The organism is Blastococcus sp. TF02A-26 (assembly GCF_003319125.1).
Classification (GTDB): Bacteria; Actinomycetota; Actinomycetes; order Mycobacteriales; family Geodermatophilaceae; genus Trujillonella.
In genome coordinates this window covers 61900-72205 of the sequence record NZ_QOHG01000018.1, presented here as the reverse complement: position 1 = coordinate 72205, position 10306 = coordinate 61900, and the positions used below count along the sequence as shown (strand labels likewise).

The window sequence follows — 10306 nt, the reverse complement described above, 5'->3', positions numbered from 1 at the left end:
GACGTCAGGCGGTGGCGTAGCGGGCGGCGAGCGGGTGCGGGGCGAGCTCGCGGACGATGGCGTCGAGCTCGGCCGCGCCCATCGTGCCGACCGGGCCGGCGGCGAGCAGCTGGCCGCGGCGGGCCTCGATCGCCGCGGCGGCCCGCTCGAGCTCGGCGCCGTCGAGGTGGGCGAGGCCGGCGAGGATCTCGGCCGAGCGGAAGCCGGTGAAGCCGTCCGCGGTGTGCGGGTTGGCGCCGAAGTTGACGATCGACACGTCGCCGCGGTCGATGTCGTACTCCTCGATCCGGTACTCGTCGTAGTTCGGGGACCACTTGCCCTTGGTGATGCGGAAGGCGAAGGACATCTCGTCGAGGTCGCCGCGCTCGACGGCGACCTGGATGTCGCGGACGGCGGTGACGCGGGTGTCGAGGCGGGCGACGGCGCGCAGGCCCTCGTCGACCTCGGACAGCTCGAGCGTCCCGCTCTTCGTGCGGGCCAGGGTCATGCCGCGGTGGTTGAGCAGGAAGGCGACGTCGGGGTTGCGGGACAGGCTGAGCGCGCCGGCGCCGGCGGAGACGACCTCGGTGTAGGGGCCGTACCAGTCCCACATCTCGTAGCCGCGCTCGTAGGTCGAGGCGATGCCGTCGAAGACGATCTCGCCGTCGCCGTCGCCGGAGGCGCGGAACTGGACGGAGCTGATCGGCATGCGGACGACGGCGGGCGCGTCGGCGGCGGGGGCGCCGCGGCGGGCGGAGGGGCTGTCGGCGAGGGCGGCCGCGCCGGCGGCGCGGAGCTCGGCGGCCTTGGCGGCGCTGGGCAGGGTGGCGGTGGACATCAGTTCTCCGTCGAGGGGGTCGGGGCGGGGGAGGACTTGCCGAGCAGGCCGGCGTCCTTGAGCGCGGTGATCTCGGCCGGCGTGAGCGGCGGCTTCTCCTCGAGCTCGCGCGGCTCGTCGAAGGCGTAGACGCCGTTGCGGAGCCCGATCTCGTAGGCCTTGAGGCGGGTGAGCATGTCGGTGGCCAGCAGGGCGCCGCGGTTGAACTTGACCCACTCCCCCGGGCCGACCAGGCGGTTGAGGGCGTTCTCGCGGCGCACGATGGTCGGGCCGAAGCGGTACGTCAGGAAGTCCAGGGCGCGGTCGACGCGGTTGGCGTAGGTCAGCGAGGACCCGTCGGCACCGCCCCCGATCAGCTCCGCGGGGACGTTGAAGATGCGGGCGGTCTGGTTGACCCCGAATCGCATCGTCTCGAGGAACTGGGACTCGTTGGGCGCGACGGACAACTGGTCGAACTTCCAGTCGCCGCCGAGGACGACGGGCTCGCGGCTGCCGTTGACCGCGGCCATGAACCGCGCCTTCACGACCGCCGCGGTGGTCTGGTCGATCGTCGAAGCCTTGGTGTTGCTGATCAGCGCGGTGGGGTGGGCGCCGTCGCGGAAGAAGTCGGCGCCGAACTGCTCAGCAGCGATGTTGATGCCCAGCGACCGGGCGCACGCGGCGATCGGCGACAGGCCGATCGGGACCTCGCCGGGCTCCTCGTTGCAGGTCTCGTGCCAGATCTCGCGCGGCTCGAAGAGCTTGCCGTGGCCGGCCACCCGGTACATCAGCTCGCCGGCCTTGGTGATGACCGGGCGGACGGTGTCGGGGTGCTGCAGCTCGATCTGCGTCGCGCGGCCGCGGGCGTCCCGGTCGACCACGATCCCGTAGCCGTTGCCCCGCAGGTCCAGGCTCTTCTGGGTGGCCGCCAGCCACGGGATCAGCTCCCAGCGTGCGGCCGGCTTCTGCAGCACCGCGGGCGGCTCGATCTGCTCGGGGTGGCCGTTCTTGCCCCGGCGGAAGACCTGGACCGGCAGGGTGGCCAGCAGGTCGTGGCGCAGCCGGACGGCGTCGAGGGCGGCCGGGATGGCCTGCGAGCCGGACCAGCCGACCGGGACGGGGGAGCCGCCGGCGCCGCGGCCGCGGCCGGCTGCGAGCGCCTCGAGCATGGACGCGGGGACGTCAGCCGACCGCTGCTGCGCGCGGGCGCCGGAGAACAGGCCCATGGTCAGGCCGCCCGGTAGTCGGCGAGCAGCGCGAACGCGCTGGCGGTCACCAGGGCCCAGCTGTAGCCGGCCAGGGTCCAGACCCCGGCGACGGCACACACCAGCGCGGCCAGGCCGGGCCAGCGCCGGACGAGGCGGCCGGCCAGCGCGGCCGCGGTGCCGGCGGCGGCGATCGCCGCGGCGCGCAGGCCTGCTCGAGCTCGGGTCATGCGGGGGGTCTCCTCACCAGATGGTCTGCAGCACGTCGACGTCGTTGACGGCCATGCGCTCGTAGGCCCAGCTGGCCAGCGTCACCGCGACCAGGGGGCTGATGTCGGTCGTGGATGCGCGCCGGTCCCAGGTCCAGCCGTCGCCGCTCTGCAGGCGGCGCTTGGCGGCGCCGGCCAGCGCGGCGTTGAGCTGCGCCTGGTTGCGGTGCCGGAACACCGGGGGCAGCAGCAGGCCGCCGTCGGTGGGCTGGGACGTGGCGGCGTTGTAGAGGGCGCCGCAGGCGGCGGCGTACTCCCGGGTCGTGACGGCCAGCAGCGGCTTCAGCTCGGCCGCGATGGCCTCGTTGAGCAGGGCCGCGGCCTGACTGGCGGGGTCCAGGGCGAAGGCCAGCGGATCCCAGCGCTCCTGCAGCTCGACCAGTCGCGGCACGACCCAGCTGGTGCCGGGCCGGTGGTCGATGACCTGGCCGGTCGGATTGCCGCCGGCGGTGCGCCCGGCGACGGCGACCGCGGCCCACGAGCTGTCCGGGGCGACGTCGACGGCGAAGGCGACCCGGCCGGCCGGCGCGGGCGCCTCCTCGTCCTCGGGCGCGCACGCCTTCCAGTCCTCGGCGGGGATGGCCTGCACGCCGACCTGTCCGTCGCGCCACTGGTTGAGGTAGGCGCGGCAGAACTCGTCGAGCTTCCCCTCGCGCGCGAACGTGGCGTACTCGGTCTCGATCGCGGCCTCGGTGACGGTGTGGCCTAGCGCCGGCATGCACGACCACCAGGTCGCCGGGTCGGCCGGATCCGCATCGTCGGGCGCGGAGTACTCGAAGTAGGCGACCCGGCCGTGCTGGCCCTCGAGGGACCGCTCGCGGCCGGCGTCGATCTTCTTCCGGAACGGGATGCTGCCCGCGTCGCCGGCGGTGGAGATGACCCACAGCTGCGCGCCGTCGCGGGTGATCATGGCCGGGCGGACGGCGCCCTCGAGGCGGTCGTCGACCTGGGCGAAGAACTCGTCGAGGATCGCCAGGTCGATGGTGCGGCCGTGGCCCGACGTCTTCTTGGTGGCCATCAGCTTGTGCCGAGAGCCGTTGCGCCAGGTGATCCCCTCCGACCCGGCCGCGGTGCGCGGCTCGCCGCGGAAGAGGCCGGCGAACGGGGACGCCTTGAGGATCTCGTACTGCTCGTCGACGAGCTTCTGCCGCGAGTCGTTGCGGGTCTGGGCGGCGTAGACGATCGTCTGCCGGCCCTTCGGCCAGGGGACGACGCCGCGGTCGACCGCGACGGACAGGATCTCGGTCGTCTTCCCCGACTGGCGGGGGACGGTGACGACGACCTCGCGGTAGTAGAGGTCGCCGGTGGCCGGGTCGATCTCGCCGGCGACGTCGGCCACGTGCCGCTGCCACGGCATCATCGGCATGCCCAGCGCCCGGGCGACCTTGGCCTGGCGGCCGCCGATCGTCTTCCGCGATGGGTCGCGGGGGGTGCCGAACCGCGGCGCGCAGCTACGCGGCGCCGTCGTCGTCATCGTCGTCGGACGCCAGGTCGGCGAGCAGCTCGTCGAGCTCGCTCTTGTCGGCCTTCTGCGGGAGCAGCTGCTGCAGCGTCACGGCGAGCTGCCGGGCGGCGCCGGTGGCTGACGGGGTGACCTGACCGAGCGAGAGCTGCAGCTGGTTGGCCAGCGCCAGCGCGATCGAGGTCAGCGACCGCCGGAACGGGTGGGTCAGGTCGGCCTCGGCGAGCTCGGCCCGGACGGCGCCGACGACGTCGAAGGCCCAGGCCTCTCCCCCACTGCTGGCGGCCGGCTCGTCGACGTCGCGCACCACTGCGGTGGCCTCCGGGTCGACGCCCTCGTTGCGCTTCTTGTCGCGCCGACGCTGGGTGGCCAGCCGGTTGGCCGCCGTACAGGCGGTGAGCCGGCAGCCCTTGCGGTACTCGGTCGTCGTCCAGTCGTCGACGTCGGCCCGGGCGGGGCATCGGGGCTGGTCACAGGCTCGCGCCATCGGCTGGACACCTCCCGGCGGGGCGTCCGGCGGCAGGCCGCCGTACCGCCGTACAGCTCGTGCGGGCCGGGGGGAGAAATGGCGACGCGGACGGGTCACCGCCCGCACGGGGCTCTAAGAACCGGCGGGCCGCTGACCTGCATGTTCGCGCCGGTCCGGCGGCGAGGTCCTCCCGCCGAGGTCAGAGGGTCGTGCCACCCAGCCCGCGCGCCTTCCGGGCGCGGGACCCATCCACCGAGCTTCGGTTCGCGGTGTCTCGGGTGGGCCGGCGTCCGCCTGGGGCGGGCTGGGTGGCACGGGTCGAGGCCGGCCGCGCCCGGGTCAGGTCACCAGGCGCGGTCGGTGTTCAGGGGGACGGGACGGTCGGCCAGCGGCCGCGTGCCCTTCGAGCTGTTGCAGCCCAGGTGCATCGGCACCGCGTTGGCCGGGTCGAGCGGGGCACCGCCCTCGTCGAGCGCGACGACGTGGTCGACGCTGAAGCTGCGCGGATCCGGCCAGGCGAGGTCCAGGTCGATGGGCTCGAAGCACCAGGCGCACCCGGCGCCGCGGGCGACCAGCCGGCGGACGTGGGCGACGAGCTGGCGCCAGGCGTGGCCGGACCGGCCAGGGGATCGGGGAGGTGCAGGCAACGGGAGCTCACCTGCCTCCGGGCATGGCTCACCGCCGCGGGAGGAAGGTACGAGCTGACGGCCGGAAGGTGGGGGACGAGCGGCCGTGTCGGTGTGTCGGGACACGCCGCCGCGATCCGTCGCCCGCCGCCGGTAGCGTGCGACGGGTGCGAGCGTGCGCCTGGTGCGACGGTGAGATCCCGACCGGCGTACGCCGTGACGCGGTGACCTGCTCCCAGCGGTGCCGCCAGGCCCGACACCGAGTGGCTCGCTACGCGTCGCCCGTGGCCACCCGCGACGGATCTGCCGCGTCGGGCAGCTCGGGATCCGTCGTGCAGGGCCTCCCGCGACGGCTCGCCTACGCGGACCCGCCCTACCCCGGGAACGCCGGGCTGTACGTCGGCCACCCGGACTACGCCGGCGAGGTCGACCACGCCCAGCTGCTCTCGCTCCTGTCCAGATACGACGGTTGGGCACTGTCTACGTCGGCCGCCGCGCTGCCTCAGGTCCTCGCGCTAGCCGTCGCGCAGGACCTCCCGGTACGCGTCGCGGCCTGGATGCGTGGCGCTCGGCCGAACGCGACGGCTCGCTACCCGGTGAACGGATGGGAGCCCGTCGTCTACGTGCCCGTCCCGTCGCGCGCTCAAGGAGAGCGACGGGTCGATGTCCTCGCGCACGGGGTCACCCCGCTGACGACGCTGCCGTCTCGGGTGATCGGAGCCAAGCCGCCGGCGTTCTGTCGTTGGATGCTCGACCTGGTGGGCGCGACGGCTGAGGACAGCTTCGACGACCTGTTCCCCGGCTCCGGCATCGTCGGGAAGACCTGGGAGCTGTACCGCGCGGCCGCGCACGACGCGTCGCCTGCCACCGCGGTCGAACACGACGGATCCGCCATCGCCAGCTGAGCAGGGCCCGCCGATCTACGACGTGTCGCGACGTCAAGCCGGTCGGTGGTCGTCCAGCAGGGCCAGGACGAGCAGCACGACGAGCAGCATGGCGACCGCAGGCGTCACGGGGACGGGACCTCGTCGGCGACTGCGGGGGAGGGGAGCGCGGCGGTGGCGGCCATCGCGTCGGCGAGCGCGTTGAGGCCCTCGCCTCGCCACCAGCCGGTGCCGCAGTGCCTGCAGGTGACGTGGAGGACCTGGCCGTCGCGGAAGCTGATGGCCAGGGCGGGGGTGCGGACGGTCTCGCCGTCGCGGTCCTCGAGGACGTGCTCGCGGCCGCACTCGGGCTCGGGGCAGGGGACGCCGCGGACGGGCACGACGTCGACGCTGCCGTCCTCGTCGAGGTCGAGCGCCTCCTCAGCTCGCAGGACCCAGGCGCAGAAGCGGCTGGCCCACCAGTCGATGAGGTCGGCGTCCTCGGTGTCCACCACGGTGACGGCCAGCGCGCGGACGCTGGCCGCGAGGTCGAGCTGGCGGACGCCGAGGACGCGGGCGCGGCCCTGCCGGTAGCGGGCGCGCTCGCGGTAGCGGGGCCGGTCGCCGTAGGCGATGAGCGCCTCGACGGTCAGCGTCTCGATCTCGGCCAGCAGCGAGGTGATGGTCAGGTCGAGCGGGGCTCGGGAGCCGCCGGAGGACTTGCCGCGGCCGCCGCCGCTGTTGGTTGAGGCCTGCGCCTCGGCGAGCTGCTCGAGCAGCGAGGGCAGGTCGACGTGCTCGACGGTGGACTGGCCGCCGTCGGGACGGCGGACGAGACGACGCCGGCGGGACTCGGTGAGCCGGTCGACCCAGCGCCAGGTGTCGCCGGTGTCGACCGGCTGGTCGCTCACACCAGGACCTTGAAGGGGCGCTGGATCCGCAGCTTCTGGTAGGCGGCGGCGATGCGAGGCCGCTCGGCCTTGAGCCGGGTCGGGTCCAGGACCATGGACCGCACCTCGCGGTGCTCGGCGACGGCCTGGTGCGTCTCGGCGATCGCGAGGACCTCGGCGCCGCCCATCACGTCGAGCAGCGCGGCCTTGGCGGCCTCCTGGGCCTCCTTCGCCGCGGCGACGCGCTTCTCCGCGCGCTTGTAGGCCCGCACCAGCGGGCCGACGTCGGCCCGCGGCAGCTCGACCGCCACCGGGACGGTCGCGGCCGGTGCAGGCGAGCTCTTCGACGTGGTCACAGTTAGTGAGGTTCCCCGCGCTGCGGGTGGTCACGCCAGGACCAGGCGTCCCTACGTCTCCCCCGCCGCCTGGCAGGTCCCTACAGCGCGCTGCCCCCGCCGCTGCAGGCGTCCCCGGCGCCCCTGCTCTCCGCGGCCGAGCAGGTCACCAGGGCCGCCGGTAGTGGCCGAGGTACAGTCGGCCGAGGGTCAGCTGCACCGTGCCGCGACGGTCGATCCAGAGCCCGATGGCCAGCGGCTGCGCCCGTCCGAGTGAGCGCCAGTCCGCCGTGAAGCGCGAGCCGCGCACGTCGACCTGGATCACAGCAGGACCAGCTCGACGGTGAAGCCGATCATCACCGCGGCGCCCTGCTGGTCGGCGACCTCGGCGAGCTGGCGGTCGGCACCGAGCCGGGCCCGGGCGACCTGGTCGCTGAGCGTCGGGTCGCCGTCGAGGTGGGCGCGGACGGCGGCGAGGAGCTGGCCGGCCTGGCGGCGCCACTCGGTGAAGTCGAGGGCGCCGGAGGCGACGTAGCCGGTGCAGGCGACCGAGTGGGTGACGCGTGCGCGCCGGCCGGCGCCGAGGGTCTCCTCGACGGTGGTGACGGCCTGCTGGTCGTCCTGCCAGGGGGTGCCGACGGCGAGCCAGATGGGCGCGTACTCGGCCCGGCCGTCGGGGCCGTCGAAGACGACGACGTCGAGGGCCTGGCCGTCGGGGTCGATGATCTGCGCGGTGGCGGCCACGGTGTTGAGCAGGTCGGCGACGACGTCGACGGCCTGGCCGTCGGTGATCACGCCAGCGCCGCCAGTGCGTAGGGAGCCATCAGGTCGGCGGCGCGGTGCGGGATGGCGAAGCCGCTGCCGCCGGCCGGCTGCGCCGGGGCGCCGGGTCGTCCACCTTGGGGGCGGCTGCGGCGCTGGGTCTCGTTCAGGTGCCCGGCGATGATGAGCGTCGCTTCCTCGAGGTCGACCTGCGCCTGCGTCGAGGTGATGGTGACCCGCCAGGTGCCGCGCTGGCCGACGGGGACGCGGACGATGCCGGCGAGCTCGTCGACCTCGGTGGGCGTGACGGTGACGCCGTCTGGTGCGACGACGGCGGTGACGCTGTCGAAGTTGATGGCCGGCAGGAGCAGCGCGGTGCTGCCGGACGCCGAGGTGACCCGCAGCGTGCTGGTCCCCTCGATCGCCTGGCCGCACCGCGAGCGGACGTGCTTGAGCGCCGCGTCGAAGTGCCGCTGCAGCTCGGCGCGCTCGGCCGGGTCGGTCGGGGCGACGTTCCCCGGCAGGTTGAGGAACGTGGCGAGGTTGTCGAGCGTCAGGGCCACCGCCGCGCTCCTCCTCCTAGGTCGGGCCGGCTCAGGCGGAGCGGGTCGGGGTGGTCGGGGTGGCGGCGCGCTTCCGCGGCTTGGTCGGCGCGGCCGGCTCCTCGGGCGCCGGCGTCTCCCCGCCCCGCTCGGCCTCGGCAGCTTCGGCGGCCGCGGCGACGTCCGCGCCGTCGCCGTCCGCGGCCGCGGCGTCGACGTCGGCGGGCTCGTCGTCCGGGTCGCCGTCGTCCGGGTCGTGGTCGTCCGGGTCGTCGTCGAGGTCCTCCGTGGCCTCGGCGATGCCCTGGGCTCGGGCCCAGGCGGCGAGCTCGAGGTAGGGGGCGGCGTGCTCGGCCGGGAGCGGCTCGGCGTCGCGGTCGAACTGCTCGGCCATCTGCTCCCAGGTGAGGCCCTGGGCGATGCGTGCGTCGGTGTAGTTCTCCCGGACGTGGTCCGGGATGGTCATCTCGAAGCTGGTCACGGGGACCTCGTCTCCTGGTCGGGGTCGACCGTTCAGTCCTGAACGGTCGGGGGTGGGGCCCGGCGGGCCGCGGCCGGGGAAGCGCCGCGGCCCGCCGGGGCTGGTCGGGTCAGAAGGTCGGGGCGACCTGGCCCTGGCCGGCGGTGGCGTCGACGCCGCCGATCTGCGCGACGGCGCCGGGGTAGCGGCCGGAGGTGAAGGCCGCGTAGCCGTAGACGACGAGCTTCACCGTGAGCGAGCCGCCGCCGGTCTGGTCGAACCGCAGCTGCCTGGGCTGGCGGTCTCCCTCCTCCCACAGCAGGCACTGGCTGCGGTCGACGACGAACGCGACGTCCTCGACGTTGGTCCCGATGTTGGTCGGGACGTTCCCGTCGGTGACCAGGGGCAGGCCCTGGAGGGAGCCGGGCGTCACGAAGCTCTCGGTGTCCGTGCCGTCGCCGCTCCCCCCGCCGTAGGCGCCGGGGTTGGTGTTGAGCGCGAGCACGTTCATCGGGCCGCCGACGCCGGGGACGACCAGGGGCCGGCCGGCGGAGTCCATCTGCCCGGTGAGCCAGCCCCAGCGCCGGGCGGCGGCGATGATCAGGTTCGGGTTGATGCGGGTGCCGGCGCCGGCCATGTTGGCGATCGCCCCGGCGACCTTGAGGTTGAACAGGCCCGGCGTGATGGCGGCGCCGTAGGCCGCCGCGATGAGCCGGCCGGTGGTCTGCAGCATCCCCAGCATCTGGTTGCCCGTGCCCGACCCGTTGACGACCTGCCGGTCGAGCTCGGCGTGGTAGGCCGCCGCCAGGTCGAGGTAGGTGAGCTCGTCGAGGCCGGGGGAGCCGCGCTCGAGGGACTGGCGGGAGATGTCCTGCTGGCCGGCGATGGTCCGCACCGGCACCTGCAGGTCGGTGTAGACCTGGTCGGTGTTGGACACCGCGGCGTTCTCCGCCGTCTGTGACGCCGCGCTGGCGCCGGTGGTGCCGCGGGGGATGGTCAGGACCATGCCCTGCTCGGGCAGCGGCAGGCCCTGGACGGCGTTGGCGACGGGCCGGCCGCTGCGCAGGACCGGGGCGGCGAGGTCGACCAGGTACTGCGGGGCGACGAGGCCGGCGAACGAGCCGGTCGACGCGGCGCGCTCGCTCATCCCCTCCCCCTCGACGACGACCTCCTGCCCGTGCCGCTCGAGGCGGGCGCGGGCGGACAGGTCGCCGTTGTGGCTCATGCGGTAGAGGTCGACGAAGAAGCTCACCTCGCCGCGGGAGGACTTGTGCGCGGTGTAGGTGCGCTCCTCGCTGGTGACGCGGGCGCCGCCGGCGGGGCGCTCGGTGCGGGTCTCGCCGGCGGGGACGAGCTCGCGGCGCAGCTCGGCGGCGCGGGCCTCGCGGCGCTCCTCCTCCAGGGCGTCGTTCAGGCCGGCCGACAGCTGGTCGATCTGGGCGTCGACGGCGGCGACGGCGGCGCGGGCCTCCCGCAGCTGGGTGGCCTGGGCCTCGGTGGGCTCGCCGGTGCCGATGGCGGCCCGGACGGTGCTGACGGTGTTCTCGTGGATGGTCCGCTGCGCGAGGGCCTCGCGGATGCGCTCGCGGTACTGGTCGGGAGTCATGGCTGGGGAAGGTCCTCTCGG

At 74.5% G+C, this 10306-nt stretch carries 14 protein-coding genes; 1 reads left to right on the top strand and 13 read right to left on the bottom strand.

What is annotated here, in order from left to right:
- Nucleotides 1-4: 4 nt before the first annotated feature.
- From DQ240_RS18440 to DQ240_RS18415, 6 genes are all read right to left on the bottom strand, one after another.
- Nucleotides 5-817 carry an HK97 family phage prohead protease gene (locus DQ240_RS18440; protein WP_113841108.1) on the bottom strand — a complete coding sequence of 271 codons (813 nt, stop codon included), beginning with the start codon at nucleotides 815-817 and terminating at the stop codon, nucleotides 5-7.
- A complete protein-coding gene (locus DQ240_RS18435) occupies nucleotides 817-2022 on the bottom strand; it encodes a phage portal protein (RefSeq protein ID WP_113841106.1) in 1206 nt (401 codons plus the stop codon). The genes DQ240_RS18440 and DQ240_RS18435 overlap by 1 nt, the downstream gene beginning before the upstream one ends.
- Nucleotides 2023-2024: 2 nt before the next feature.
- On the bottom strand, nucleotides 2025-2231 hold the full coding sequence (locus DQ240_RS18430; protein ID WP_113841104.1) for a hypothetical protein: 207 nt from the start codon (nucleotides 2229-2231) through the stop codon (nucleotides 2025-2027).
- A 13-nt stretch (nucleotides 2232-2244) separates the two neighbouring features.
- On the bottom strand, nucleotides 2245-3744 hold the full coding sequence (locus DQ240_RS18425; RefSeq protein WP_113841102.1) for a terminase large subunit domain-containing protein: 1500 nt from the start codon (nucleotides 3742-3744) through the stop codon (nucleotides 2245-2247).
- A complete protein-coding gene (locus DQ240_RS18420; protein WP_113841100.1) occupies nucleotides 3722-4219 on the bottom strand; it encodes a hypothetical protein in 498 nt (165 codons plus the stop codon). Before DQ240_RS18420 ends, DQ240_RS18425 begins: the two co-directional genes overlap by 23 nt.
- A gap of 326 nt (nucleotides 4220-4545) precedes the next feature.
- Nucleotides 4546-4848 (bottom strand): HNH endonuclease, encoded by a 303-nt coding sequence (locus DQ240_RS18415; protein WP_113841098.1) that lies wholly within the window; start codon nucleotides 4846-4848, stop codon nucleotides 4546-4548.
- Nucleotides 4849-5159: 311 nt separating this feature from the next.
- Here DQ240_RS18415 and DQ240_RS18410 point away from each other — a divergent pair, with 311 nt between their 5' ends.
- The gene (locus tag DQ240_RS18410) at nucleotides 5160-5732 is read left to right on the top strand and encodes a hypothetical protein (protein ID WP_113841096.1); all 573 of its coding nucleotides are present in this window, start codon (nucleotides 5160-5162) and stop codon (nucleotides 5730-5732) included.
- Between the two features lie 104 nt (nucleotides 5733-5836).
- Here DQ240_RS18410 and DQ240_RS23415 read toward each other — a convergent pair whose 3' ends face one another.
- From DQ240_RS23415 to DQ240_RS18380, 7 genes are all read right to left on the bottom strand, one after another.
- Nucleotides 5837-6601, bottom strand: coding sequence for a hypothetical protein (locus DQ240_RS23415; RefSeq protein WP_158548797.1), 765 nt, complete (start codon nucleotides 6599-6601; stop codon nucleotides 5837-5839).
- Nucleotides 6598-6936, bottom strand: coding sequence for a hypothetical protein (locus tag DQ240_RS23410; RefSeq protein ID WP_158548795.1), 339 nt, complete (start codon nucleotides 6934-6936; stop codon nucleotides 6598-6600). Before DQ240_RS23410 ends, DQ240_RS23415 begins: the two co-directional genes overlap by 4 nt.
- 145 nt (nucleotides 6937-7081) lie before the next feature.
- A complete protein-coding gene (locus DQ240_RS23405) occupies nucleotides 7082-7240 on the bottom strand; it encodes a hypothetical protein (RefSeq protein ID WP_158548793.1) in 159 nt (52 codons plus the stop codon).
- Complete coding sequence (locus DQ240_RS18395) at nucleotides 7237-7710, bottom strand: hypothetical protein (protein ID WP_113841094.1); 474 nt, start codon at nucleotides 7708-7710, stop codon at nucleotides 7237-7239. The genes DQ240_RS23405 and DQ240_RS18395 overlap by 4 nt, the downstream gene beginning before the upstream one ends.
- Nucleotides 7707-8240 (bottom strand): hypothetical protein, encoded by a 534-nt coding sequence (locus DQ240_RS18390; protein WP_113841092.1) that lies wholly within the window; start codon nucleotides 8238-8240, stop codon nucleotides 7707-7709. Before DQ240_RS18390 ends, DQ240_RS18395 begins: the two co-directional genes overlap by 4 nt.
- Before the next feature lie 31 nt (nucleotides 8241-8271).
- Entirely contained in the window at nucleotides 8272-8700 is a 429-nt protein-coding gene (locus tag DQ240_RS18385; protein WP_113841090.1) for a hypothetical protein, read from the bottom strand.
- Nucleotides 8701-8809: 109 nt separating this feature from the next.
- Nucleotides 8810-10285 carry a phage major capsid protein gene (locus DQ240_RS18380; RefSeq protein ID WP_113841088.1) on the bottom strand — a complete coding sequence of 492 codons (1476 nt, stop codon included), beginning with the start codon at nucleotides 10283-10285 and terminating at the stop codon, nucleotides 8810-8812.
- Nucleotides 10286-10306 lie beyond the last annotated feature (21 nt).

Coding starts and splice junctions, on each gene's coding strand:
- DQ240_RS18435 (WP_113841106.1), bottom strand. CDS start 2,022: ATGGGCCTGTTCTCCGGCGCCCGCGCGCAGCAGCGGTCGGCTGACGTC.
- DQ240_RS18420 (WP_113841100.1), bottom strand. CDS start 4,219: ATGGCGCGAGCCTGTGACCAGCCCCGATGCCCCGCCCGGGCCGACGTC.
- DQ240_RS18430 (WP_113841104.1), bottom strand. CDS start 2,231: ATGACCCGAGCTCGAGCAGGCCTGCGCGCCGCGGCGATCGCCGCCGCC.
- DQ240_RS18380 (WP_113841088.1), bottom strand. CDS start 10,285: ATGACTCCCGACCAGTACCGCGAGCGCATCCGCGAGGCCCTCGCGCAG.
- DQ240_RS18440 (WP_113841108.1), bottom strand. CDS start 817: ATGTCCACCGCCACCCTGCCCAGCGCCGCCAAGGCCGCCGAGCTCCGC.
- DQ240_RS18425 (WP_113841102.1), bottom strand. CDS start 3,744: ATGACGACGACGGCGCCGCGTAGCTGCGCGCCGCGGTTCGGCACCCCC.